27 protein-coding genes are annotated in these 26,094 nt (G+C 44.0%); 14 read left to right on the top strand and 13 right to left on the bottom strand.

Annotated elements, in window-relative coordinates:
* The first annotated feature begins 361 nt into the window (after positions 1-361).
* From C5Z26_RS09450 to C5Z26_RS09440, 3 genes are all read left to right on the top strand, one after another.
* Entirely contained in the window at positions 362-1,324 is a 963-nt protein-coding gene (locus tag C5Z26_RS09450) for an L-lactate dehydrogenase (protein WP_105449714.1), read from the top strand.
* A gap of 132 nt (positions 1,325-1,456) precedes the next feature.
* Entirely contained in the window at positions 1,457-1,723 is a 267-nt protein-coding gene (locus C5Z26_RS09445; RefSeq protein WP_105449713.1) for a hypothetical protein, read from the top strand.
* A 150-nt stretch (positions 1,724-1,873) separates the two neighbouring features.
* Positions 1,874-3,040, top strand: a complete 1,167-nt coding sequence (locus tag C5Z26_RS09440; protein ID WP_105449712.1) for a hypothetical protein — start codon at positions 1,874-1,876, stop codon at positions 3,038-3,040.
* 313 nt (positions 3,041-3,353) lie between these two features.
* Here the strand turns inward: C5Z26_RS09440 and C5Z26_RS09435 are convergent, their stop codons facing one another.
* A complete protein-coding gene (locus C5Z26_RS09435; RefSeq protein WP_105449711.1) occupies positions 3,354-3,593 on the bottom strand; it encodes a hypothetical protein in 240 nt (79 codons plus the stop codon).
* Positions 3,594-3,654: 61 nt separating this feature from the next.
* Positions 3,655-5,067: a C69 family dipeptidase gene (locus C5Z26_RS09430; protein ID WP_105449710.1), complete on the bottom strand. Its 1,413-nt coding sequence runs from the start codon at positions 5,065-5,067 to the stop codon at positions 3,655-3,657.
* Positions 5,068-5,625: 558 nt separating this feature from the next.
* On the opposite strand from C5Z26_RS09430, the gene C5Z26_RS09425 reads away from it, so the two are divergent.
* From C5Z26_RS09425 to C5Z26_RS09415, 3 genes are all read left to right on the top strand, one after another.
* Entirely contained in the window at positions 5,626-5,826 is a 201-nt protein-coding gene (locus tag C5Z26_RS09425; RefSeq protein ID WP_105449709.1) for a hypothetical protein, read from the top strand.
* Between the two features lie 15 nt (positions 5,827-5,841).
* Positions 5,842-6,744 (top strand): SPFH domain-containing protein, encoded by a 903-nt coding sequence (locus C5Z26_RS09420; RefSeq protein WP_105449708.1) that lies wholly within the window; start codon positions 5,842-5,844, stop codon positions 6,742-6,744.
* Positions 6,745-6,914: 170 nt separating this feature from the next.
* Positions 6,915-8,231 (top strand): glycoside-pentoside-hexuronide (GPH):cation symporter, encoded by a 1,317-nt coding sequence (locus C5Z26_RS09415; protein WP_105449707.1) that lies wholly within the window; start codon positions 6,915-6,917, stop codon positions 8,229-8,231.
* 115 nt (positions 8,232-8,346) lie between these two features.
* On the opposite strand, the gene fba is transcribed toward C5Z26_RS09415, so the two are convergent.
* Entirely contained in the window at positions 8,347-9,210 is an 864-nt protein-coding gene (gene fba / locus C5Z26_RS09410; RefSeq protein ID WP_105449706.1) for a class II fructose-1,6-bisphosphate aldolase, read from the bottom strand.
* Positions 9,211-9,638: 428 nt separating this feature from the next.
* Here fba and C5Z26_RS09405 point away from each other — a divergent pair, with 428 nt between their 5' ends.
* A complete protein-coding gene (locus C5Z26_RS09405; protein WP_105449705.1) occupies positions 9,639-11,009 on the top strand; it encodes an aldehyde dehydrogenase family protein in 1,371 nt (456 codons plus the stop codon).
* Positions 11,010-11,102: 93 nt separating this feature from the next.
* Here the strand turns inward: C5Z26_RS09405 and C5Z26_RS09400 are convergent, their stop codons facing one another.
* The 6 genes from C5Z26_RS09400 to C5Z26_RS09375 form a co-directional block, all read right to left on the bottom strand.
* A complete protein-coding gene (locus C5Z26_RS09400; protein WP_105449704.1) occupies positions 11,103-12,104 on the bottom strand; it encodes a hypothetical protein in 1,002 nt (333 codons plus the stop codon).
* A gap of 17 nt (positions 12,105-12,121) precedes the next feature.
* Positions 12,122-13,015 carry an ATP-binding cassette domain-containing protein gene (locus C5Z26_RS09395; protein WP_105449703.1) on the bottom strand — a complete coding sequence of 298 codons (894 nt, stop codon included), beginning with the start codon at positions 13,013-13,015 and terminating at the stop codon, positions 12,122-12,124.
* Positions 13,012-13,374, bottom strand: coding sequence for a GntR family transcriptional regulator (locus tag C5Z26_RS09390; RefSeq protein WP_105449702.1), 363 nt, complete (start codon positions 13,372-13,374; stop codon positions 13,012-13,014). Before C5Z26_RS09390 ends, C5Z26_RS09395 begins: the two co-directional genes overlap by 4 nt.
* A 178-nt stretch (positions 13,375-13,552) precedes the next feature.
* Positions 13,553-13,738 (bottom strand): hypothetical protein, encoded by a 186-nt coding sequence (locus C5Z26_RS09385; protein WP_105449701.1) that lies wholly within the window; start codon positions 13,736-13,738, stop codon positions 13,553-13,555.
* Between the two features lie 118 nt (positions 13,739-13,856).
* Positions 13,857-14,384, bottom strand: coding sequence for a GNAT family N-acetyltransferase (locus tag C5Z26_RS09380; RefSeq protein ID WP_105449700.1), 528 nt, complete (start codon positions 14,382-14,384; stop codon positions 13,857-13,859).
* A 6-nt stretch (positions 14,385-14,390) separates the two neighbouring features.
* Positions 14,391-14,876 carry a GNAT family N-acetyltransferase gene (locus tag C5Z26_RS09375; protein WP_105449699.1) on the bottom strand — a complete coding sequence of 162 codons (486 nt, stop codon included), beginning with the start codon at positions 14,874-14,876 and terminating at the stop codon, positions 14,391-14,393.
* A gap of 194 nt (positions 14,877-15,070) precedes the next feature.
* On the opposite strand from C5Z26_RS09375, the gene C5Z26_RS09370 reads away from it, so the two are divergent.
* From C5Z26_RS09370 to C5Z26_RS09350, 5 genes are all read left to right on the top strand, one after another.
* Positions 15,071-15,538 (top strand): ASCH domain-containing protein, encoded by a 468-nt coding sequence (locus C5Z26_RS09370; RefSeq protein WP_105449698.1) that lies wholly within the window; start codon positions 15,071-15,073, stop codon positions 15,536-15,538.
* A gap of 171 nt (positions 15,539-15,709) precedes the next feature.
* Positions 15,710-16,807 (top strand): ABC transporter ATP-binding protein, encoded by a 1,098-nt coding sequence (locus C5Z26_RS09365; protein WP_105449697.1) that lies wholly within the window; start codon positions 15,710-15,712, stop codon positions 16,805-16,807.
* Between the two features lie 12 nt (positions 16,808-16,819).
* Entirely contained in the window at positions 16,820-17,653 is an 834-nt protein-coding gene (locus C5Z26_RS09360) for an ABC transporter permease (protein ID WP_105449696.1), read from the top strand.
* Positions 17,650-18,462 carry an ABC transporter permease gene (locus tag C5Z26_RS09355; protein WP_105449695.1) on the top strand — a complete coding sequence of 271 codons (813 nt, stop codon included), beginning with the start codon at positions 17,650-17,652 and terminating at the stop codon, positions 18,460-18,462. The genes C5Z26_RS09360 and C5Z26_RS09355 overlap by 4 nt, the downstream gene beginning before the upstream one ends.
* Positions 18,459-19,529 carry an ABC transporter substrate-binding protein gene (locus C5Z26_RS09350; RefSeq protein WP_105449694.1) on the top strand — a complete coding sequence of 357 codons (1,071 nt, stop codon included), beginning with the start codon at positions 18,459-18,461 and terminating at the stop codon, positions 19,527-19,529. The genes C5Z26_RS09355 and C5Z26_RS09350 overlap by 4 nt, the downstream gene beginning before the upstream one ends.
* A gap of 63 nt (positions 19,530-19,592) precedes the next feature.
* Here the strand turns inward: C5Z26_RS09350 and C5Z26_RS09345 are convergent, their stop codons facing one another.
* Both C5Z26_RS09345 and C5Z26_RS09340 read right to left on the bottom strand, forming a co-directional pair.
* Positions 19,593-20,795 (bottom strand): NAD(P)/FAD-dependent oxidoreductase, encoded by a 1,203-nt coding sequence (locus tag C5Z26_RS09345; protein WP_105449693.1) that lies wholly within the window; start codon positions 20,793-20,795, stop codon positions 19,593-19,595.
* Between the two features lie 134 nt (positions 20,796-20,929).
* A complete protein-coding gene (locus tag C5Z26_RS09340) occupies positions 20,930-21,355 on the bottom strand; it encodes a MarR family winged helix-turn-helix transcriptional regulator (RefSeq protein WP_105449692.1) in 426 nt (141 codons plus the stop codon).
* 75 nt (positions 21,356-21,430) lie between these two features.
* Here C5Z26_RS09340 and C5Z26_RS09335 point away from each other — a divergent pair, with 75 nt between their 5' ends.
* Positions 21,431-21,865, top strand: coding sequence for a GNAT family N-acetyltransferase (locus tag C5Z26_RS09335; RefSeq protein ID WP_105449691.1), 435 nt, complete (start codon positions 21,431-21,433; stop codon positions 21,863-21,865).
* A gap of 88 nt (positions 21,866-21,953) precedes the next feature.
* Here the strand turns inward: C5Z26_RS09335 and C5Z26_RS09330 are convergent, their stop codons facing one another.
* Entirely contained in the window at positions 21,954-22,751 is a 798-nt protein-coding gene (locus C5Z26_RS09330; protein ID WP_105449690.1) for a hypothetical protein, read from the bottom strand.
* Between the two features lie 211 nt (positions 22,752-22,962).
* On the opposite strand from C5Z26_RS09330, the gene C5Z26_RS09325 reads away from it, so the two are divergent.
* Positions 22,963-23,742 (top strand): CPBP family intramembrane glutamic endopeptidase, encoded by a 780-nt coding sequence (locus tag C5Z26_RS09325; protein WP_105449689.1) that lies wholly within the window; start codon positions 22,963-22,965, stop codon positions 23,740-23,742.
* A 53-nt stretch (positions 23,743-23,795) separates the two neighbouring features.
* On the opposite strand, the gene C5Z26_RS09320 is transcribed toward C5Z26_RS09325, so the two are convergent.
* Positions 23,796-26,042 carry an excinuclease ABC subunit UvrA gene (locus C5Z26_RS09320; protein ID WP_105449688.1) on the bottom strand — a complete coding sequence of 749 codons (2,247 nt, stop codon included), beginning with the start codon at positions 26,040-26,042 and terminating at the stop codon, positions 23,796-23,798.
* Positions 26,043-26,094 lie beyond the last annotated feature (52 nt).

Below are 26,094 nucleotides of genomic sequence, written 5' to 3'. Positions count from 1 at the left end.
AATCATAACTCCAATCCATACCATTTGATGTGAGAAATTATAACATTAATTATTGAGGTTGCCCATTATTTTTTAATAATTTGGGTTATTTTGCTTTTTTTATTCAGATTATTAACCGATTAAAAGGATTTATTGTTATATCTTATGACATCTCTTTTTAAGGTTAATTATCTTAAGCCAAGTACCGTAACTTATCGGCACAGCTTAGTACTGAACTTAATATTATAATGACCTCATCAAGAAAACGTTTTCGACAATTGACAGGTATGGAGACCCGCTGTAAGCTAAGCCTCGTTATATTAAAAACAAATTAGATTATTAATTTCAATCTTATTAACAAAAAAACAGGAGGATGATGTTTATGCGTAAATATGCCATTATCGGGGTGGGCCATGTCGGCGCCACCATTGCTTATACTTTAGTTTGTAAAGGAATTGCTGACGAATTAATTTTAATCGACACTAATCAAGCTAAAGCCCGTGCCGAACAACTAGATTTGCAAGACGCGCAAGCGCGATTAGATAGTCGCACAATTATCAAGATTAACGACTACAGCGAATTAACTGATACTGATATTTTATTCATTACTAGTGGTAATATTCACGCTTTAGATCACGCTTCTGGTAATCGCTGGGCGGAATTCGAATATACGAAACAAATCGTCCAGTCAATCGCACCTAAGGTTAAGGCCACCGGTTTTAACGGGGTGGCAATCGATACGATGAATCCTTGTGATGCAATCACCCACTTCTTCCAGCGAGCCACCGGACTTTCGCGCCAACAAGTCTTTGGCACTGGGACCTTTCTTGATACGGCCCGGATGCAAAAAGTGGTTGCCGAAACTTTTGACTGCGATCCTAAAAACATTAGCGGTTACGTTTATGGCGAACATGGCGAATCCCAATTCACCGCTTGGTCAACAGTCCAGGTTAACGGCATTCCCATTACTGACCTCGTTAAATCTCATCATTTGGACTTGGATGCATTAGAAGCAGAAGCTCGGCATGGCGGCTGGGCCGTTCACTCCGGTAAAGGGTATACCAGCTTTGCCATTGCAACTTGTGCCGTTAAGTTAAGCGAAGCCGTTTTTGCTAATGCTCGGTTAGCTTGTCCGGTTTCTGCCTACAGCGAAAAATACGGGACTTACGTTGGTCAGCCCGCTATTATTGGCAAAGACGGGATTGAAGCGGTCACGACGTTAGCCTTGACCGCCCCAGAACAACGTAAATTCCAAAATTCAGCTAACACCATTATTGATAAGTTCCACGCCTTCGATGATGTCTTGCCGGATAATTTAGTCGCCACAGCTCGTAAGCAAGCCTAACCAATCCGGTGCCCTAAGCTCATCTTTTTCACCCACTAATTAGTAATAACTTGTCAAAAATAGGCCATTAATGGTAAAATTTTACTAAGCAGAACGTTCAATACGTCAACTAATTTATGGTGGGATGATGAGATGCAACAACGACTAACTAATCAACGACGAGTGCTGATTATCGTCGTTTTAACAATTATTAGCATTGGCAGTGCGTTACTCGGTAAATGGGGCTGCACATTGAGTGCCATTTTAATCGGAATCGCTTTGGCAACGCTAACTAGTGGTTGTCTACACTTTTTTAAGCGGTTGGGACTCAACCAGACCAGTGGCATGCTCTTTTCACTAGTAATTGCTACCGGGTATGTTCTAGCAATTTTAGGCAGTTACGGCTACTTCCGTGGTTAACTCAAAAAATAACTAAAAGTTGCGTTGAAATTTCTAATCAGAAATTTCAACGCAACTTTTTTAGCACCACTGCTAAACAAACTAAAAATCCCGGTTACCTATCGAAACGTGCTATGATGGATTGATAACAATCAAAGGGGGTTAGACCAGATGAGTTCAATTAAGACAGAATTACAATTGGCCGAGCAACAGGCCCATCTCATCAATCTATATCAAGCCGACAGCGAGGTCGTTTATACCGGCTATATTGATAGTCTGGCACCCGACGGCGTCATCTTAAACACTTATGACGATGCCGGTCTCCAAGATGGGGCCGTCTTTATGCGCTATCGGATTATCGATGAAGTCGAAACGATGAGTGAAGACTTAGACAATATGGCTTTTCGCATTGAAAATGCCGACGTTGAAGGCCTCAGCACGCTCCCACAACTAACAACGCCTTTTAATGCGCACCATGCGGAGTTGCCACAAATTCTGGCAGATGCCTTAACGACCAATCAAATCATCTTGCTCGTTCAAACGGACAGCGATAATTATTTAGAAGGTCAAGTACAGACATTAGCCGAACAGCAATTTAACTTTCAAACTTTCGATAAATTCAATTATCAAAAACAACCCGCGCAAACAATCGCTTATGATCAAGTCGAGATTATCGAATTTCGCGGCAATGAGCTTTTACTTGAAAGTGCCTTTGTCAAAACCGACTATCACCATGTTAATACGCTAAAAGTGACAGGCGACTTAGCTGTTAATAACACCCTGGTCCATGCGCAAGCGGACCATCAATTAATTGCGATTCAATCAGCGGACGGCTCCGACATGTTCTTCGTGGGCTTTATTAATACCTTGAACGCCGACAGCGTCTTAATCAATCTCGTTGATATGACGGGTCAATTCGGTGGTTACACCTTATGTCGCCGGTCATTAATCGAGTCGGTGACCGTGCAATCGGATTACTTGCAAACCATGCTAGGTTTCATTGAATTGAACCAACAATATGAGCTAAACGTGCAACCCGTTTTAAACGATGAACGCTTATTTGACGCCACTACTGATTTATTTGAAACACTACTACGCCAAGCCGGGAATTTTAATAACCTCTTGCATCTCACAACCAGTAATCCGGGCTTACCTGATATGACCGGTTATCCGGGCACGTTAACCAATGGCCATTTTATTTTTTATAACATTGATGAGGATAATCAAGTTAATCGAATTGGCACCTTGATTGAATTGGATCAAGTCGTTGAGTTGTCATTTGGGTACATGGATGCTTATTTATTAGAAAAACGTTTGAAAAATACTGGTAATTTATAACAGCAATGGACGCTTGGCGCTTAAACTCCAGGCGTCTTTTTTTATTGCTGAAACAAGCTAACTGGGGGGCGTGAGTTAAGCCTTGCTTTTCCAGTAGTCCCGGATTATATTGAACGGTAGAAAAGCCGGGATAAGTACCCCCTAAAATTGGTCCTAAAGCCATACCAATATCAATCCCTAAATAAAAACAATCGGTTCAAGAATTTTGTGAATTCTTAAACCGATTGTTTGCTTTTATCAAGGTGCCAAAATGAGCACCAAAATTTAGTCTGTTCCGCGCTTACTTACTCAAATCTAACTAACATCCATCACTTTAAGACAACCGTTTTTCAACGTGGTACTTACGGGCAACGGGTGCCTGCTTGTCCGTCGAAATGAGATCATCTGCATAAAAAACTGAATAGCCATGATCCTCTTCCAATGGTTTTGCAATCAACAGACCACGTTTACGACCATGTTGCGCATTATAGATATCCGCGCTCCGCAACGCTTCGTTATAATCGTGTGATTCAGAAATTGCATCGCCCGGATTAAATAAGACATTTTCATCCATTTCAGATCACCCCTTTCGATTGATACCTTAATTATACACGCTGATGCACTAAAGCAAAATTTTAAAGATTGATATCAACATTATAGGTTAACTTCGATAAAGTTAAGCCCTTCGTAATCAAACGACCAATCAACGCTTCAGCCTTATCCCGCATATCCGCAACCATCACTTTGTCTTGGGCAGTCAAGAAAGCTGTTAAGTCAGCACCAGTCAACTTAGCCGCTTCAGCATCCGTAGCTGCAACAAAGCGACCTAAGTCCATCCGGCATTCTTTCAAATAATCAATGTCATCTTGAACGAAGTCAGCATAATGCGATTCCACAATCATTGAGACCGTCCGATATAACCAATAAGCACTCTTACGGTCATAAGTTAATGGTGTGTTGGCAAAACTTGGATCAGTTTCTGAAATGTTCGCATGGAATGGCAAGAATGGTGCAAAAGCAGGGGTCCCAAAGGTCATCCACATGATAGCACTTTGTTCAGCTGGCACATCATTTCTGATTTGCATCACGTGCGCATTTTGCGTCCGGTTCATTGAAATCGGTCGGAACTTCTTAGCGTCCGGTGAATCAGTGAAAGGATCATATTGAGTTTCATTATAATGTGACCCTAAGACATATTCCACATCCGCCACTGAAATCAACTTAGCTGCATGGCAAATAAATGGTAATTCGCTTGATTGTGGATCTTGTTCAATTTCTGGATTGAAGACGTGTTGCCCATACCAGACCCGTGGCGTATTGTAATGACGATCTTTTTCGTTGTCAGTTCCAAAGATATGCCGGAAGTTAAAACCAGCTTTATCAGGGTTCAAATGATGAGCGGTCACAAACTCTTGAATGCCGTCAGACCACATAAAGTTATCTGGATCATCAAAATCAACCCATTGAATGGCAACTTGGTTCGCCGCAACTGCATAGGCGTCGTCTGGAATCCGTTGTGCCACCCAATGATGACCAGTGACGATTTCCATATACCAAACGTCATCTTTATCATTAAACAACACGCCGTTACCTTCTGGTGAGCCATATTTAGCAATTAATTTGCCTAAATATTGCACGCCTGCTTTAGCGGAATCAATAAAAGGCGTCACCATCGTTGGTAAAGAGTCTTCGGCCAAGCCATTTTTAACAAATGGATCAAACGTCAAAGTATGTTCGTTACCATAAACACTTTCAGTTGATGAAACGCCGACATTTTTTTCGTTAAAGCCGTTTTCTTCAAAGACCCCTTTTTCAGCAACTTCGATATTAGGGACCCCTTGATAACGATAACCATCTGCAGGTAATGGTGCCGTAAAGCCGTTTTTACCAGAGGTTAACGTTTCCTTACGACCATGGACTGCGGGATGCACAATGAATTTTTGTGGCGTGATGGGCATAAAGGTATCATCATTCCGGGCAATCATCGTTGAGCCATCCACACTGGCCTTTTTTCCGACTAAAATGGTTGTACAAGCTTGTTCGTTCATGCAAACACTCTCCTATTATTTATAATTGTAAAGCCGTCTATCAGTCCTAATTTTACACGCTCTCCTAAAAAATGCCACCATCTTGGAAACGTTATCAATAAATTCTTACGCAATTTTAATTGCAGCGGTCCTCACGGTAGCCATAATTTTAATGATTTGTTGATATTTAATGAATTATTCTTAAAATTGAAAAAACATCGCCACACTTTCTTCATAATTCGTTGGTATAGTTTACTCATAGCAATTAAGGAAGTTACTTCCGAAATTACTACTATAACAATTAACATTCTTTTCATTTACTCCTCCAAAGTAATGAAATCTGTCAGAGCGGATAGCTTTGACAACCCCAGTGAGCGGCATGTGAACGTCCCCCCGCTTATATGAATAAACGTTCACTGGGCATCACCACGCGACTCCCCATTGCGTGGTGACCTACTCCTTTTGACCTTCGTATTCCCGTACGAAGGTTTTTTTGCGTCCTCTGGTAATCCCCTGCCTATCAATTCCCCCATAAACAGCCTATAATTAGGCTATTACAACGAAAAGGTGGGAAGGGTTATGCAAGAAGGATACTTAGACCAACGCTTAATCGGCCAGCGATTCCAGCTCAAGGCAACGGATTTGACTGACGGAATAACGTTTTACGGCATCTTTTACCATATCCACGCGGCAACGCCGTTACAAGTTGGCGACTTAGTCGAAATTGTTCGAGTAAGTGCACATGGCTTAACTGTGACGGTCGTTACGCCACAATCATAGGGGGAATTAAGTGTCATGATGGCATTAATTATTGGTATCATTATCGTTTTATTACTTATTATTATCTTAGTCGCAGCAATTCGGATTATTACTCAGCCTAATCAGGGTGTTGTTTTAACATTCGGGAAGTTCGAACGCGTTATTGGTTCCGGTTTTCACTTTATCAAACCATTCATTTCACGAGTTATTACCGTAACAACGGCCCAAACCCCCGTCGATTTGAATCAACAAGTCGTAATTACCAAGGACAACGCTGAAATTTCAGTAAAGATTTCTTTGAAATATCACGTGACTAATATCGAGGATTTTGTTTTTAAAAATGAAGATTCTGTTCGAAGTATGATTCAAGATACCCGGGCAGCTTTACGTGGGATTATCGGGAATAAAGAATTGAATGAAGTCTTAAATGGTACCCAAGAAATCAACGCCGCCCTCTTCAAGGAAATCTCATCAGTCACCGCTGGTTACGGGTTGAACGTCGATCGGGTCAATATTGACTCGGTGAACCCTTCCGCTGACATTCAAGCTTCCATGAATAAGTTATTGCAGGCCACTCGGGAACGAGACGCTACCATCGCAACCGCTGAAGGGAAAAGCCGCTCAATCACCTTGGAAAATGAAGCCAATAACCAAGCCCTATTAGCGACAAACAAGGCGCAAAATGAAGCTTTAGTTAATAGCGCCACGGCGAAAGCGACTGCTATCCAAACAGAAGCGGATGCCGATGCTTATCGGACGCGGATTTTGAATACCGCCTTGAGCAATTCTTCAGAAAATTACTTCATCTTCCAAAACACGGAAGCCGTCAAAGCTTTGGCTAATGGTGATTCCAACACGGTTGTCTTACCAAACCAAACTTTAGATAGCTTGGGCTTAATTCCAGCCCTAACTAAGCTCGGTAAAACGAGTAAAAATTAAATTTAATCGAATGCGCTAAAAATTGCGACAAGAATTCAAACATTCTTGTCGCAATTTTTTTATCATCTAAGTTTTCATAACGTGTGACCGGCCTAATCGTGAATCCAGCACCTAAAATTAAATTGGTGTACAATTTAACCATGTGAAACTAATTGAACGGAGATGATAACTTGAAACAACCTTGGCAAACGGCTTGGCCGGAACGGATTAGTTACGGGCTAAGTGATGCCGCTGACAACCTCGTCTTTCAAATGATGACGACCTATTTACTGTTCTTTTATACGGATGTTTATGGCCTTTCGGCGAGTGCCGCTGCTATTTTATTTATCGTGGCCCGCCTCGCTGATGTCGTTGAAAGCTTAATTATTGGAATTATGATTGACCATACCCATTCTCGCTTCGGCAAAAGTCGGCCCTTCTTCTTATGGTACGCCTTGCCCTATGTCATTTTTGCGGTGCTCACCTTTGTCACCCCTAACTTTGATCAGACCGGCAAATTAATTTGGGCTTACGTGACTTACTTAGGCCTCGGCTTTTTCTATACTGCCGTTAACTTACCGATTACATCAATCTTACCGACGCTCTCGCAAAATGAACATGAATTAACCTTGCTCGGCGTTATCCGCCAATTCTTTGGCAGTTCCGTCCAGATTATCGTCGCCGTCTTCACCTTGCCATTAGTCGCCTTTTTTGGCCGTGGTGATCAACAGCGCGGCTTCCTACTGACGATTATCGTTTTTGGAATTATCTCATTAATTCTGATATGGAATACCTTTTTCCATGTTCACGAACGCTTCAGTCAACCAGAACAGGCCCATCAGCCCCTTAGTGAGGTCTGGGGCATGTTAAAGCAGAATCAGCCCTGGTTCATTATTTCCATCGTTATTTTACTCTACTGGCTCACAACGGCTATCAAGAACCAAACCACCATTTATTATTTTAAATACTTACTACATGCTGAAAAATTAGTGCCACTCGTCAACGGCTTCACCTTTGCCGCTCTAATTGGGGTCTTATTAATCGTCCGGACCTCCCGACAGTTAGGCAAAAAGCGCACCATGCTAACTGGTATCGCTGTCGCCGCTTTGGGTCAACTCGTATTAGCAGTGGGCGTGATGCAGCCTAACTTAGCTATCATTTTTGCGGGTACTTTTATTAATGCCATCGGTAATGGCCTCATCATTGGCCTCGTATCTATTATGATTGCTGACACGATTCGTTACGGCATGAGCATGGGTATTCAAGCTGAGGGCATCTTAGCATCCACCGATGACTTCGGTGTCAACGTCGGGCTGGGACTTGGCGGGCTTGTCACTGCCGGGCTCTTCCACTTATCCGGCTACGTCGCCAATCAGGCGCAAAACACCGCCACGCAACACATGATTACCTTAAACTACGCTTGGCTTCCTCTAGGCCTATACGTACTCATGTTTATCGTCTTACTCTTTTATCGTGAACGCCAACTCATGGCAGCCATTAATTCCTAAATCTTTTTCAACAAAAAACGGCTGAGAAGTTAATCTCAGCCGTTTTTATTTTATTTATTGTTAATAATCATAAGAAAAGTCGACCAAGGTCGACTTCTCCGAATCAAAAATCTAATTATTTAACAGCTGGTGTTTTGAACCAACCAATCCGTGATGTGATAACATCAACGATGGCTTTCTTACCAGGTGCCAATAACTTACGAGGGTCGTAGCCCTTACCGATTTGGTCAGCGCCAGATTCGATGTAAGCACGAGTAGCGTTAGCGAAAGCCACTTGGTTTTCAGTGTTAACGTTAACCTTGCTAATACCCATTTCAACAGCCTTAACGATTTGGTCCTTAGGAATACCAGAACCACCGTGAAGGACCAATGGCATCTTAACAGCGTTTGAGATTTCTTGTAAACGATCAAAATGTAAGCCAGTCCAGTTTTCTGGGTACTTACCATGAATGTTACCAATCCCAGCAGCTAAGATGTCGATACCAGTAGCAGCTAAGGTCTTAGCTTCTTCAACAGATGCTAATTCACCTTCACCGATGATACCGTCTTCTTCGCCACCAATTGAACCAACTTCGGCTTCAACAGAGATGCCTTTAGCATGAGCCAATTTAACGATTTCCTTAGTCTTTTCTAAGTTTTCGGCAAATGGTAGGTCATGACCATCAAACATAACTGATGAAAAACCAACTTCGATACATTCTTTAGCAGCTTCGTAGTTACCATGGTCTAAGTGCATAACAACAGGAACAGTGATGTTCATGTTTTCCATAGTATCAGCAACTAAGTGCTTGATTAGCTTGTAGCCACCCATGTACTTAGCAGCGCCCATTGAAACTTGAAGAATAACTGGGGTGTTGGTTTCTTGAGCACCCTTTAAGATGCAACGAGTCCATTCAAGGTTGTTAGTGTTAAACGCACCAATAGCGTAATGGTTCTTGTATGCGTCTTGTGTCATATCAACAGCATTTACAAATGACATAAAAATAACCCTCCTAGGTTAATTAAGAGATACGATTTTTGAATCACACTTATTTTAGCACACTTTACCTAGGAGTGATAACCGATTTATCATATTTCTTGCCTAAGTCAACGTGCTTCAGACTAGGGGTTAACAAACCATTTGACAATGTAAGCCTTTTCCGAAATTAATATTATTTATTCCGGTAATTAATAAACGATGGATTTTCAAGTTGTTTAATTGTGAATCAAATAACTAATTATCAAAGAATTAATAATGTAAGCGTTTTCTTTTATTTCACAATAAAGTCCGCTAACACCGGCATTACCAAAAGTAAGTAAAACTAAATTGTCGTAGAAAAGTTCTTATTTACATTTGTGAAGAAGTGTTTATAATAGAACTTGTGAAATAAACAACAAGTATCGTAATCGCTTAGGAGGAATCACTCGATGTTGAAAGAAATTGATGCACAACCTGAAATTAAACAATCAATTGATCGCTTAGTGTTAAATGCCTCTTTGGCTGCCAGTCGCCTGGAAGTCATGGACCAAGCCCAGATTGATCAAGCTGTTGCCGCCATGGCTCACGCCGCCCACGCTGCTCGTGGGATGTTAGCTGCAATGGCCGTTGATGAAACTGGCCGGGGGAACTACCGTGATAAGGTGGCGAAGAACGACTTTGCTGCTAAAAATATTTACAACTATATTAAAGATGACAAAACAGTCGGTATCATTAACGACGACCCAGTCAGTGGCATTACTAAAGTTGCCGAACCCGTTGGGATTATTGCTGGGGTAACTCCCGTGACTAACCCGACTTCGACTGTCATTTTCAACGCCATGTTAGCCTTAAAGACCCGGAATCCAATTATCTTTGGCTTCCATCCATTTGCGCAAAAGACTTGTGTCGAAACTGGGAAAATCATTCGTGATGCGGCCATCGCTGCCGGTGCCCCTAAAGATTGGATTCAATGGATTAAGCAACCTAGCTTGGAAGCCACTAATTCATTGATGAACCATCCGGGCGTCGCTACCATCATCGCTACCGGTGGTGCTGGCATGGTCAAAACAGCCTATTCAACTGGGAAACCGGCACTCGGTGTTGGCCCCGGTAACGTCCCTTGTTTCATTGAAAAGACGGCCGATGTTCAGCAAGCCGTTAACGATGTGATTATCTCTAAGTCGTTTGACAACGGGATGATTTGCGCCTCAGAATCTAACTTAATCGTTGATGACAGTATCTACGATGACGTCAAGCAAGCCTTGAGTGCCGATGGGGTCTACTTCGTTGGGCCCGAAAACTTTAAAGCCCTCGAAAGCACGGTCATGAACTTGAAAAAACAAGCTGTTGACCCGAAAGTTGCCGGTCAAACACCTTGGCAAATTGCCAAATGGGCTGGTTTTGACGTCCCAGCTGCCACCAAAGTCTTAGCTGTTGAATTACCTGATATTGGTGGGGATCAACCCCTTTCACGCGAAAAGCTATCACCAGTTTTAGCTGTGGTTCACGCTAAAGACACCGCTGCGGGCTTCAATTTAATGAAACGTAGCTTAGCGCTCGGTGGCTTAGGTCACACGGCCACTTTACACACAACTGATGAAGCCGTGATGAATGACTTTGCCCTTGAAATGACTGCTTGCCGGGCCTTGATTAATGTGCCATCCTCACAAGGAGCCATTGGCTTTAAGTATGATAATGTCGCGCCTTCCTTGACGCTAGGCTGTGGGACTTGGGGTCACAACTCCATTTCACATAACTTGGAAGATTGGGACTTGTTGAACATTAAAACTGTCGCTAAACGCTTAAATAAAATTCGTTAAACCTTTAAATACAGATGTAGAATTGCCGCCAAAAAACGCCGCCACTCAGCAAGTTTAGCTTGCTAGTGACGGCGCTTTTTAGTTACAGTAACTTTAATTTAATTTTTTAAATTTAAAGGCATCAAGAACTCGGTCCGGCCGATACATGAGCCAACGCCCAATACTCCAAGTTAAATAAGCCGTGACGATTGCCATGATAATGCCTTGTGACCAAGGAAACTGATCATAGGCCTGACTAGTCACTGTATTTAACAAGAGCGTACAAAAGCCAGAGAATCCCACACTAACGCTCAAATAAACAACTGCTAACCATAAGAATAGCGTTCTAAATTGTGGGAATAGTAAGAAGTCACCACTATTCTTCAATGATAAGTGTTGACTGGCCCAGCGATTCAAGCCATATAACCCAATGATGACCACTAAGGCGCCCATCGTCACCAGCCAAAATCCCGGCCAAGTGGCCTGATTCAATTGGTGCAAAGGATCAATTTTAATTGAACTCACTTGCATGAGTTTAGCGCTTAAGCTCAAGACACCATCATAAAAGAAGACCAAACTTGGTAAGAAAATCAGAATAACCAAAGCACTCGCTAATGGCTGGCCTAACCACAACCCAATTGTGGCAACTAGTAGGTATAGCGCCAGGATAAACATTAACTGACTAATCGTGTAACGTAACGTTGCCCCCCAATTGAGATTATAGGCTCGTGGATAATGTGTCAGTAGCCGCACCAACCCTAAAAATACGCCTTGCATCAACACATCACTAATCACAATGGTACTCATAAATAGCCCTATTTTTTGCTGATAAAGCTGTTGCCGGGTCGCCCGTAAGGCCAGCAGGTAATGATTAAAGTTAGTATAGTTATCCCACATAAATGTAAACCAACCTAGAATAATCACCATCCCAAAGATGGCCAATAACATTGGCACGCCATTATCATTAGCTGGCGCCCCATGTAAAAATACCTTATCCGCTAAAATGGCTGTATTGATGGCTGCCCGGACGCCGCCAATCAGCGCTAACCCGCAAGCAACGAGTAACACGCCCCAATACCGATGCCAGAGTAACCGCCGAACCGCTTGATTTGTCATTTAGTTTGCCCCCTAATTTAACCTAAAATATCGTAATCCTGTTCATCCGTTAAATTCGCCATGAATAAGTCGGTTAACGACAATGGCAACGTTTCTTGAAAGGCCGGTTGCGTCGCAGCTAACTGCGTGGCTAACTCAGTTGTAAAGTTCTCAAAGACCACCACAATGACCCGACCAGAAACATTGACAATGTGACCTTGTTCTCGCAACAATCGTGGGATTTTTTTGTCACGATAAACTAATTGTAACTTTCGTGCTTGCGTTCGCATTGTTTCTAGCTGATAGTCATGAATCAAGCGGCCCTGTTTCAAGATTAAGGCCCGGTCGATAATGCCTTCTAACTCTGACAAATTGTGGGAAGCAATCAAGACGGCGCGTTGTCCCGTTGCCACTTCATCAATCAAAATGCTCAACACATTCTTACGAATCAACACGTCCAGCCCATCCAAAGGTTCATCTAAAAACAGATATGGCGCTTCGGTCGCTACACTTAGAATAATCGTAAATAGGCCGAACATGCCTTTTGAAAAATGACGTAATTTTCGATTGAGCAGTAAGTGGTAACGTTCGGCAAGGCGCGTGAACTTTACTGCATCAAAAGCCGGATAAGCCGTCTGATAATACCATTGCACTTGTTGCCCGGTGAGTCCTTTAAAGAAATTAGCTTGGGCATCAACAAAGCTCAATTGCGTTTTTAAGGCTGGCTGCTGACTAAGCGCTTGACCATCGACTAGCACCCGACCACTGGTTGGCAAGTACTGGCCGTTAATCGTCCGAAACAACGTCGTTTTGCCCACGCCGTTACGCCCAATCACACCAACAATTTGGCCTAATTGTAGCTCAAAACTAAGCTCCGTTAGCGTCGCTTGTTGATCAATTTGTTGACTTAATTTATCAATTGTTAAACTCATGATGAGGTCTCCTCCAGTTCAGTTAACCACGTAATCAAATCCGCAATCGGCACGCCAACTTGTTGGGCTTGCTGGACCAATTGTTGGAGCTTTTGTTGAATCGTTGCCCGCTCTGCGTTACGGTCAGGTGGATTGACATAGCTACCCTTGCCTTGTACCGTCCGAATCACGTGCAGGGCTTCCAATTGTTTGTACGCCTTACTGACGGTATTCGGATTCAGCAAGTGCTGCTTCGCCATTTCACGCACCGATGGCAGTTGGTCGTCGGTCTGCAAAACACCATGCGCAATATCTTGTTGCAAACCCGCAACCAGTTGCGCATAGTACGGCTGGCCGTTTTGATGATCAATCATAACCATAGCGCTACCTCCGTAACTGTCTTATACTGTACTACACATCATACAGCATAGTACAGTATAAGACAATCAAATTAAAACCTTTTGAAAAAAATAATCACTACCAGAATTTTGTGAATTCTGGCAGTGATTATTTAATCTCAATCGGACTCAAAAGCTGGTTAGTTAAGGCCATACTAACTTATTTACGTCGTAATTCATGAACAGCATATTCCATAATGCCCATTAAAATAATTAAGCCACTTGGAAAGGCAATCGCACTGACGGTCATACTAGCCGTTAATTCAAAAAAGTAACCGATAGCTGCCACCAAAATAATCGCGGTAATCAACAGCCCCGTGTCCACTTTTTCCCAATGTCTAATCATCAAAATAACCTCATTTCTACTGTTTTTGTCACCACGAGTGTAACATGCCTCGCAACAGCTTGTGAGCGTTTTATCGTAAGAATTCCATTAGAATTATTTTAATGTTAACGGCCAAGATTTAAGCTAATAATCGCGTCATCGTCGTCACGGCTAACCGGCCATCATGGGCTAATGGTAAGAACAACTGATCGCCATCTTCAAAGCCTAACTTTTTCCAAAAAGCGGCGGTCGCAGTATCATCCGTCACCCGTGATAACTGTAAACAGTGGATGTTACTTTTGAGCGCTGCCTGCATTAACCCCGTAGCAATCACACTGCCCACTGAGCGCCGCTGGTAGGGTTGGCCGACCATTAACAAACCGATGAACAAGAAATCCTGCTTCGGATATTGCGTCAACACGTCTAAAACGGCCACTAAATGGTGCGCCAGATAAAACCCAAAGACTTGTTTTTGTTCCGCCGCTACGCCGGTTGGGCGGGTGGTCAAATCAGCTTGGACTTCAGCTAACGTTAAGTCATTCGGTGAAAAATACTGGTGATATTGGGGATTGCTTTGTTCGAGTTCCAATAGCGCTTGTTGATCCGCCAACGTTAATAATTTAACCGTAAAATTGGGTAATTGCGTTTGCAAAGTTGATAATTTCATGATTGGTTACTCCCATGTTTTCTCTAAGTTATACCAAGTCTCGCCAGCATGTGTCGAGGCTGCGACGCCTTGGTTTTTAAAGCCATTTTGTTCATAAAACGGAATCAACCGGGCCAGGCAAGTCAGGGCCATACTTGTCCGCCCAGCCTGTTGAGCCACCGTAGCTAACGCTGTCAATAGTTGGCTGCCAACATGTTGATGCTGGGCAGTCGGGGCCACAGCCAAGGTGAACACCAATTGATGCCCACCCTGAACTAAGTTAGTCGGCGTCACTGTATACATATCATCTTCAATATACCGGGCCGTCACTGCCGGACCAACAATAAACCCTAAGACCGTATCCGCTGTTCGCGCGACTAAAAACGTGGTCGCTAACTTAGTCATCCGTTCGCGATAGGCAAGTGCCGTGCCCTGTTCGGCAGTCGTAAACCCAGCCGCTTCAATCGCTAAAATCTGTGGTAAGTCAGTTGACCTAACTGGCGTAATTTCCATCTTAAAAACTCCTTTCAAGCTTAAAACCGGCCCTTAACTCGCCTTTATTATAACAGAAATAACGTCAGGACTAATTTGGCCCACACCCATCGCAAATGGCTTGTCGCTTTGGGTTTCAACATGCTATACTTAGGTTGTGAATTCGGTTACAAAAAAACCAAGTTCAATACTCTAATCGAAATTAGGTGAAAGTTATGCCAGCACAATCAGCAGCACAATTATGGCAAAATTTTAATGAAACAACTGCCACCAATGGCGCCTCTTATCAGACCCGGTGGTTTGGTGATCAGAAAAAACCAGCCGAAGTTCAAGCCTTAACTGAGGCAATTTTGGCCGGAATCAAGACCGCCACCACGACACCGTTAGACGCTTACACGGCTGAACAAGTTGCAATTCCGCAAGTTGGTGATTACAACGTCCTCTTGGATGGTGATATGAAACCCGTCGCAATCCTTAAAACGGTTGTTTCAGAATTAATTCCGTTCTATCGCATCTCCGCTGAGCATGCTTATCACGAAGCCGATGGCGACCGTTCAATCGGGAATTGGCGCGAACTCAAAACTCAGGCCTTTACGCCTGACTTAGAAGCCCATGGGCATGTTTTAAATGCCGACACCCCCATGGTCAGCGAAGTCTTTGAACTCGTCTACCGTGCCGACTAATTAAGCTAATCCCGCCAATCAAGTGGAAGCGGCAGGAATCTGAGGCCATCGTCTCAGATTCCTGCCTTTTTTATGAGCTTTGAGGCCGGGCTAATCCCAGCGAGTTGTGACTTGCTACTGGGTGTTTTTTCGTTATAATTAAGGGTCGAACGATCCGAGGAGGTCTTTAAATTGGCGGTTAACACACAACCGATTATTCGGTTAACTCAGGTTGGAAAAAGCTATGGCGACCAACCCATTCTTAAAAATATTAATTTAGAACTTGAAGCCGGTAAATTTTACACTCTACTAGGGCCCTCTGGTTGTGGAAAAACCACCATCTTACGGACCATTGCTGGCTTTACAGCGGTCACTAGTGGGCAAGTTTATTTTGATGGTCAGGTTATCAATGACTTACCTGCTAATCAGCGTCAAGTCAATACGGTCTTTCAAGACTATGCACTATTCCCACATCTAAATGTCGCTGAAAACGTGGGTTTCGGCTTAAAACTACATAAAGTCGCTAAAGCTGAAATTGCCACTCGGGTGCAACAAGCCCTGGCCCTAGTCCAACTAGCTGATTTTGGTGATCGTGAAATTAGTGCCTTATCTGGTGGTCAACAGCAACGCGTCGCAATTGCCCGGGCACTGGTGATGCAACCAAAAGTGCTCTTACTCGATGAACCCTTATCAGCATTAGACGCTAAACTCCGTAAGGCCATGCAATATGAACTCCGCGCCTTACAACAACGCTTAGGGATTACTTTTCTCTTTGTCACTCATGACCAAGAAGAAGCGCTCGCTATGAGTGACGAGATTTTCGTCATGAATGACGGTCAAATTTTACAAGGTGGATCGCCCGTTGATATTTATGATGAACCCATTAATCATTTCGTGGCCAATTTTATTGGTGAAAGCAATATTATTCCCGGCCAGATGGTTAAAGACTTTGAAGTGGCTTTTGTTGGCAAACGATTCGAATGCGCCGATGCTGGGATGCGCCCCAATGAAGCCGTGGAAGTCGTTTTGCGGCCGGAAGACTTAGACATTGTCGCCGCTGACCAAGGTAAGCTCGTTGTAACCGTTAATTCACAGCTCTTCCGTGGCAATTACTTTGAAATTGTTGCGACCGATAATGACGGTAACGAGTGGTTGGTGCACGCCACCAATCCGGCCACTGAAGGCGCCCCAATTGGATTAACCTTTGATCCCCAAGATATCCACGTCATGCGCTTACACGAATCCGAAGCTGCCTTTGATGCGCGCTTGGAACGTTATGATGTGGATTAGGGGGGCTTTAAAATGCAACGAAAACAACGTTTAAGTCGTAATACCGCCTACTTTGTGCCCTACACCCTTTGGATTTTATTATTCGTATTGGCACCGGTCATCTTATTGATTTATCAATCATTTTTCAACATTGACGGTCAATTTACTTTGGCTAATTACCAAACTTACTTCACCTCCAAGACCTATCTCTTGATGACGGTCAATTCAGTCTGGTACGCCTTTTTAATTACCTTGGCAACGGTTCTAATCAGTTATCCAACTGCTTATTTGTTGAATGAAACGAAGCATGCCCAGCTCTGGTTATTGCTCATTATTATGCCAACTTGGATTAACTTACTATTAAAAGCCTATGCCTTTATTGGAATTTTTAGTCAAAATGGCATCGCCAATCAATTTTTGAGCTTCATTGGAATTGGCCCTAAGCAGCTCTTATTTACGAATTTCAGCTTTATTTTTGTGGCCGCTTATATTCAGATTCCATTCATGGTGCTACCGATTTATAATGCGCTGAGTGAGCTCAAACCTTCTTATATCAATGCTAGCCGCGATTTAGGCGCTACCAATTGGCAAACCTTTAGTCGGGTGATTTTTCCACTGACCTTGCCAGGTGTCAAAGCCGGGATTCAAGCGGTTTTCATTCCGTCACTCTCACTCTTCATGCTAACGCGCCTGATTGGCGGTAATAAAGTCATTACGTTAGGTACGGCCATCGAAGAACACTTCCTCACCACCATGAACTGGGGGTTAGGCTCAACAATTGGGGTGATTCTTATCATTGCAATGGTGATTGTTATGTGGCTAACCGGCGGCGATAAGCGCCATCATCGAAAGGGGCTGACAAAATGAAACATCTCACTTTCAAATGGCGACACTTATACCTCTGGTTGATTTTCATCGTGCTATACGCACCGATTATCTTTTTGGTGGTTTACTCCTTTAGTGCCGGCACCACCATGACAAATTTCCATGGGTTTACTTGGGCTCATTATCAAGCCTTATTCGCCGATAGTCGGCTAATTGCGATTTTTTTGGACACCTTGTTAATTGCCTTGCTCTCCGCTATTTTAGCGACGACCATTGGCACTTTAGGCGCTTTAGGTATCAATAATACAACACGACCAGTCACTCGCAGCACCTTATTAGCGTTAAATAATATCTTGATGGTTTCCCCAGATGTCATTATTGGGGCAAGCTTTTTAATCTTTTTTACTGCTCTAAAAATCCCACTCGGGTTTGGCTCAGTTCTGCTTAGTCACGTGGCCTTTTCAATTCCCATCGTCGTCTTAATGGTCTTGCCGAAGATTCAAGAAATGGGCACGAGCTTGCTCGACGCTGCCGCCGACTTAGGTGCAAATAACTGGCAACTTTTAAGCCAAGTGATCGTCCCCTACATCATGCCCGGAATTTTTTCCGGCTTTTTCATGGCTTTAACTTACTCGCTGGATGACTTTGCAGTAACTTTTTTCGTGACCGGCAACGGCTTTACAACGCTATCTGTCGAAATTTATTCCCGTGCCCGCCAAGGTATTAATCTCGAAATCAACGCCTTATCGGGACTCATGTTGCTCTTAGCGTTGGTCTTAGTCATCGGCTATTACTTTATTAACCAGTATGGACGGCGACATCGCCGCTTACCAAGGAGGCGCCGCGGATGAAAAAACTATTGAGCGCAATCGTCGGCTTACTCCTGATTTGCGGCTTATTGGCGCTAGGTGCCCATCAGTTGCAAACGAGTGCGGGGAGCAATAGTCGCCACGTTTTGAACCTCTATACTTGGGGGGATTATATTGATCCCAGCTTGTTGACTAAGTTCCAAAAACAAACCGGCTATCACGTTAACGTTGAGACTTTTGACAGTAACGAAGCGATGTTCACTAAGATCAAGCAGGGCGGCACCAGCTATGATTTAACGGTTCCTAGTGACTACATGATTGAAAAAATGAAAGCTGCCAAGTTACTCCTGCCATTAGATAAAAAACGCCTAACGGGGATGCAAAATTACGACCCCCGCTTCTTAAATTTAGCGTTTGACCGGCACAACCAGTATTCCGTGCCTTATTTTTGGGGCACACTTGGCATTATTTACAATGATAAGATTGTTCAACCAGGCAGCATTCAGCATTGGCAAGACTTATGGTCCCAGAAATATCGCAATAAAATTATGTTAATCGACAGTGCCCGCGATGTTATGGGGATGGCCTTAGCGTCCATGCATCAATCCATGAATACGACTGATCCGGCCACTTTATTAGCGGCGCGCAATAAGTTAGACCAATTATCGCCCAACGTCAAAGCCGTCGTCGCAGATGAAATCAAAATGTACATGATCCAAAATGAAGCGGCCGTGGCCGTTGACTGGTCCGGTGAAGCGGCCGAAATGTTAGCAAACAACTCACACTTACATTACGTTGTGCCTACTGAAGGCAGTAATCTCTGGTTTGACAACTTAGTCATTCCGAAGACAGCACGCCACTTCAAGGCAATCTATGCCTTTTTGAACTTTATGAGCGTGCCGAAAAATGCGGCGCAAAATGCGGCTTACATCGGTTATGCCACGCCTAATCGGGCTGCTAAAGCACTGTTACCAAAAGCCATTCGTAATGATCGCCAATTTTATCCGGATGATAAGACCATCCGCCATCTGCAAATCTATCAAGATCTCTCACCAGCAAAAGTGGGCCTGTATAACGATCGGTATTTAGAATTCAAGATGCATCATTAAAACCAATAAAAATCAGGACCGACTCGTCGTCGATCCTGATTTTTTATAGGTCTAATAATGACTTTAATGATACCAATCAAAGCGGCCTTTCTTCAAAACCGTACTCAAATGTGCGCTTTCAACTAACGAACGATCCGTAATGACTTTTTTGAGCACCGAAGCTGGATAGCCTTGAACGGGCCGATTATTGCTAAGAATCTCACCGATTCCATCCCGATCACTCAAAGAGGCAACCGTACCACTTGATTGATAGCTAAATGGCATCGTCGCCTGATTATGCCGCAATGCCCCAATATTTTTAGCCGCTTGTTCTCCCGCAGCTAACGCAATCTGCGCCGTCGTTGGATACGGACGATTATTAGCGGGGTCCATGACTGCTGCAACATCGCCAACAATGAACACTTCCGGATGATCCGTCAATGATAAGTCCGGTTGAACCGTCACCCGATTTCGCCGTTGCGCAAAGCCAGAATCATTAATCACGTGTGACCCACTCACGCCGACTGTCCAAATAATCGTATTCGCGGCGAATTCCTGTGCCTGATGCGCGCTATCTTCATAAGCCACTACGCCGGGTTTGATTGCCGTGATGCTAGCACCTAGCTTCAGTTCAACCTCATGTGCGGCCATGAAATCTTTCGCATAATTTTGCAATTTCGTTGTAAACATCGGTAAGATGCCGGGCATTCGTTCAAAACAAACCAACTTAATTGCCGGTGTCTGATACTTCGCTTGCAACTTTGGCAACGATTGGGTCAATTCGCCCAACAACTCAATTCCCGTAAAGCCAGCGCCACAGACGGCAACTTTTAAATCGTTATGATCCTTAGTCGTCGCATACCCTTTGACTTTGGCCTCTAAATGCTGACAAACGGCTTCAGCCGTCGTCAAATCATCCATTGGTAACGCATTGTCATCCGCTCCCGGAACGCCGAATGTCTCCGATTGAAACCCTAGCGCAACAACTAAATAATCATAGTTAATTGTCGGTTGATCCACTAATGCCACACATTGATTAGTGACATCGATTTTAGCGACAACGGCTTGCACAAACTTAACCCGCTTATCAAGGACGGTTCGAATATCATAGGTAATACGTTCTGGTGCAATGGTGCCCGCGGCGACTTCATGCAGATTGGTTTTTTCAGTATGCGTTGGTGTCTGATCAACTAAGATCAAATCATCATCTAATGGCGCCTTTTTTTGTAAAAATTTAAGCGCCCGCATCCCTGCATAGCCCCCACCAAGTACTAAAATTGTTGCCATATTAGTGACCCTCTTTTCTAACTGCGGTTACGCTTGCTTTTGGACAGATTCCAGCTTCACTGGCAGTTGCCTTTATCGTACACTGGTAGTCCCCAAAAATCAGCTAAAGCCACTGGTTAGTTTATTAGCTGGCACTACTGCTCAATTTTAGCGGTGGTATTGGTGGCGGCGATGGCGAGACTTTCAAATAACAGCTGTTGTTGACCGGCCGTCAGTTGTTCACTAACAACGGTGGCGCACCACTGTTCATAGGCATGTAGCTCCGGATAAAGCGCTTTGCCAGCTACAGTAGGATACAAACAACGGACTTTCTTATTTTCAGGATGTGCCGTCTTGGTGACGTAGCCCTTCTTAATCAAATTTTGAACGGCACGATAATTCGTCGTTCGGTCCATCTTCATTTGATCCGCCAACTGACCAAAAAACAGCCCGGGCTGTTCGCAAATCCGAATCAGATAGATGAATTGATTATGATTCAACCCATACTTGGCAAAACGTTGATTGCCCTCATTCATCACACTCCGTGAAATTGTTCCCATTAATCTTAAAGTTGGTATCATTTTCCGCTCCTAACATTATTGCATATGCAATAATTTGGTGGTAAACTAATTTGCAAGTCAAAGGAGGTTAAATCAATGTGGTCAATTAAACAATTTAAAGATTTAACAACAGCTGAATTATACGCTATTTACGAATTACGCGTCAAAACTTTCGTAGTTGAACAACACCGTATTTATCAAGAGGTCGATGCGATCGATTTAAAGGCCATACATATTTTTAAGACTGAAGCAAACAAAATCGTTGCGTATGCACGCTTATTCAAGGAGGATGACCACTGTTCATTTGGCCGTGTCGTCGTTGATCAACGACGACGTGGTCAACATCTCGGTGGGGCCCTCATGACACAACTTTTAACCGTGGCAGCCGACCGTTTTCCACAACTGCCCATTCAAATTGAAGCTCAGATTCAAGTCACTGGTTTTTACGATCACTTCGGCTTTCGCGCTGTCGGACAGCCCTTTATCTTCAACCAGACTGAACATCAAAAGATGGTCAAAGTAATGGCTTAGCAATAAACAATCGCTACAAGAATTTTACGAATTCTTGTAGCGATTATTTGCTTTTATTGTCTCATTTGATATCAGTTATCAAGGGGACCTAAATAAACCCAATTGGGGCTAGACCTAACCAGCTCATCACATACACAGTGACGCCAGCCGGTAAAACAGGCTTTAAGGCCGTTCGAATCTCAGCCTCACTAGCCAAAGTATGCAAGTCATACCAGTAGGTCCCTTGCTTATCGTTACCGACTAACATCCAGTCACCTAAACTCGCTACTTTTTCCACATCCAAATCAGCCGGCATTTTTTTCAAAAAGATGTGCATCGTTGGTTTCCACGCCCCATCATAATTTTGCGTCCGCACGCGTAATTGATTCGCCACCCGCTGTAATTTTTTGGCCCGCAACACACGAAATCCAATCAAAGCTAACCAAATAAAGATGACGGGCCAAATTACTGTGTCGGATTGTTGCACGCCCAAGCTGAAAATCAACGCGATGACCATCAATAAACCGGCATAAACCGCAATATTCATTAAATTAAGCTGATGAGCGCGCATCCCTAAAACAATCTTTAACTGGATTTGCGCATCTTGTTGGTCGACGCGCGCATGCTGTATGTCTGGTTGGGTGCTCCCCGTATAAATCACCTGCATTTTTGGCGTTGCTTTTAAAGGAACCGTCGCCAAAATTTCAAAGATAGCCGCCTCGCTCGTTAAGGTTGGCACTACTTCGGTACTGACATACTCACTAAATAACCGATAATGCGCCGTGGTTGCGGTAAATTGATACCAGTTACCCTTGATTCCAGCCAGTAGCCACCCCTTTTGTGCCATCTTATTCAACCAAGTCAGTTCAGTCGCTGAACCTTTAATCATTGTTCGATATCGTTGCATCTTAACCTACCCCCGACAGGCTTGTCAGTTCCCGCTGACAAGCACCAATTTTTTAACCGTAAAAGAAAGCGGTTTCCTAGTCCTCGTTTTAAATTATGCGTCAGTTAACTATTGAATGCAACCTCGCACCAACACCTATTCAAACCCAACTAGCAGTGCTAGACTAAAATATGATAGCGATATCATCCGTTATTAACGGGGGGCTTTATTGATGTACAGCAGTCAGCAGCGTCCATGGACGCAAAGTTTATCATTAATTGTTTTAGTGCCACTTTTATTTATTGTTGGGGGCTGGTTAGTCAGCCGAATATTACCCACAGCTTACTTCGGGATTGGGCAAGATCTGATTGTCTTAGCGGTTGTCCTAGGATTCAATCACTACGTCAGTCATAGTCCCATCAAGCTTTGGAATTCACAACAGCCATGGCAACAAGCCTTACAGCTGTTGCCAGCCTTGATTTTTCTCCTCTTACCAGTTAGTCGAAATTATGTGCACTTATTTCAATTAGATTTTAAGCCCATCATTTTCCTTTATCTCGGTTATATCTTACTCATTGGCATCACCGAAGAATACGTTTATCGTGGCGTCTTATTACCCTTACTGGGGCGAGCTTTACCTCATCGGCCGATGACTGCCATCATTATTGACAGCTTACTCTTTGGTATGAGCCATGTTTTAGTTAACAGTCATCAGCTGGCGCTTAGTTATGTCATGCCACAAGCGCTATACGCAGCTGTTTGTGGCTTATTACTTTGTGGCGTCTATCTTAAGACAAAGAATTTGATTCTGCCGATGCTATTGCATGCGCTCAGTGATGTTAGCTTAGTCGTTCAATTCATGACCCACACCCATACGCAACGTGCTTTAACCTTTTCTGTGCAGACGACCATCATCTCATTAATCCTAACTGGTGGCTTTTTCATCGTCGTTGCCGCAGTCGTTTATTGGCAAATTCGGCACGTCACTATCGAAGAACAATTACTCGTTTAAACTAGAAAGTCCACTTATATCAACGCTAATCGCTGATATAAGTGGACTTATTATTAATCTAACTTTAAATAGTGGCGTAAATGTTGGGCGGTAAATGACTTCGGTACAGTCAATAACGCTTTAACTGGGCCTTCAAACAGTACATGTCCGCCATACCGACCAGCGTGTAAGCCCATATCAATGACCCATTGGGCTTGGCTGATGACCGCTAAATTATGTTCGATAACAATCACCGTTTTATGTTGGGCGACTAGTCGCTGTAAGAGCACCAACAAATCGGCGACATCGGCCGCATGCAACCCAGTACTGGGTTCATCTAAAATAAAGATTGGATGGGTATCTTGAGTCACGAGACTTTTGGCCAACTTCAAGCGCTGTAATTCACTACCCGAAAAAGTCGCTAATCCCTGGCCTAGCTTAATGTAGCCCAGCTTCACATCAAGCAAGGCCTGTAACTTAACTTTCAAACGGGGTTTCACTAACGTAATTGCTTCGGCAGCTGTCAGTTGCAAGACATCATCAATATTATAACCATGCCATTTGACCGCTAAAGCCGTCGCATTGTAGCGGCGACCATGGCACGTTGCACACGGTTGGTCGCGGGTGCCCTGATAAGCGGAATCTAAGGTCATCATACCCGTTCCATGACAGGCCGGACAAGCCCCCGCACCATTAAAGCTAAACAACGTGCTTGGTTCTCCCGAGGACTGGGCAAAGAGTTGCCGTAAGGTGTCAAAAATACCCAGATAAGTCAGCACGTTCGACCGCTGGCGCCCCGGCATCAGACTTTGATCAAATACCTTGGCTCCAGGATATGCTGCTGGAAATAACTGTTGTATGAGAGTCCGTTTGCCCGCACCCGCAACGCCAGTCACAACCGTTAAAGCCGCTTTTGGCACGCGCACCGTCGCATGATGCACGTTAAATCGGCTGACATTCGTTAAAGCATAAAAAGCGTTAAATGGCCGCTCCTCAGCTTTAACCGACCGTGCTGCCCGTAAGCTTTGCCCCGTAACAGTTGAACTTTTAAGCAATTCTGCATAGGTTCCGGTAAAGGTCACTTGACCGCCAGCGTGCCCAGCCCCCGGGCCTAATTCAATCACATGATCTGCATGCCGTATGATAGCTGGATTTTGGTCAATTATGACCACGGTATTCCCCTGATCACGTAGCTGTCCAAACACCCGATTAATGCCAATTAAATCTTCGGCATGCAGGCCAGCACTAGGCGTCGTTAAGATGTACAAGACATCCGTTAACGGACTGTTTAAATATTGAGTCAGCTTAAGCCGCTGAATTTCACCACCAGCTAAGGTACGTGTCGCTCGATTCATGGTCAAATATCCCAAGCCAATTGTTAGCAAATTAGCCAAGCTTTGTTGCAGGTTATGTAAAACTGAGACAACATGGTCATCATAGATTGTATTAATAAAGGCCAATAATTCTGTCACCGATAAATCCACACAATCGGCCAATGACCGACCGTTCACTTCCGCTTGCCGGACATGGGCATTGACCCGGGTGCCACCACAAACTGAACAGGCTTGCACTGGCATTAAAGTCGTCAATCCTTTCACGGACTGACCCGTGGCTAAAGCCTGCTTAATCATTGGTATCACGCCCACATATAGCGCGGTGGCCGGCCATTCAGCCGTTGGTTGGTCTGGTTGACTGCCCTCATCATACAATAAGCGTTGCCACTCGGCCGCAGTATAGGTGGCTAAAATTTGATCGTTGTCAAAATTACCAGCAGCCGTATAACGATTAAACAGGTCGCCACCAGGCTGAAATGCTGGCAGTTGAATAGCACCCGCGTTCAGTGATTTCGTCCAGTTAATGAGCCGGCGCACCTCAAGTTGTGGCTCAACACCGGTCCCCAAACATTGTGGGCACCAGCCAGTCGCTTGCTTGAAAGAATAAGCCCCGGCCGGTCCAATTGCTGGTTGCGCTAGCTGCGCAAATAACAACTGTAAGCCTGCATAGATTTCAGTCACAGTTCCAACCGTTGAGCGGTGCTTCAATGCTAACGGTTTTTGATCAATCACAATAGTGACTGGTAACTGCTCAATTTTGTCTACGACTGGCACGACCGCAGGCGGTAATTGCGGTTGTCCTAGCGGTGTCGCACTCCCTTTTAATAACCGCTGCGATTCTGCCGCTAACGTCGCTAATATCAATGATGATTGACCAGCGCCGGCCACCCCAGTCACGACCGTAATCTGATGTTTAGGCAACTGGACATTAATATGTTGTAAATTAGTTGTACTAGCACCTTGAATCAAAATATCCGTTGCTAACATCCCTACTTGCCCCCTATTTTACGTCATCGCACAGCAAAAGTGCCCCACAACC

The sequence above is a fragment of the Lactobacillus sp. CBA3606 genome, assembly GCF_002970935.1.
Classification (GTDB): Bacteria; Bacillota; Bacilli; order Lactobacillales; family Lactobacillaceae; genus Lactiplantibacillus.
Note: the sequence above shows the minus strand (reverse complement) of the source record. Positions and strands in the feature narration are given on the sequence as shown.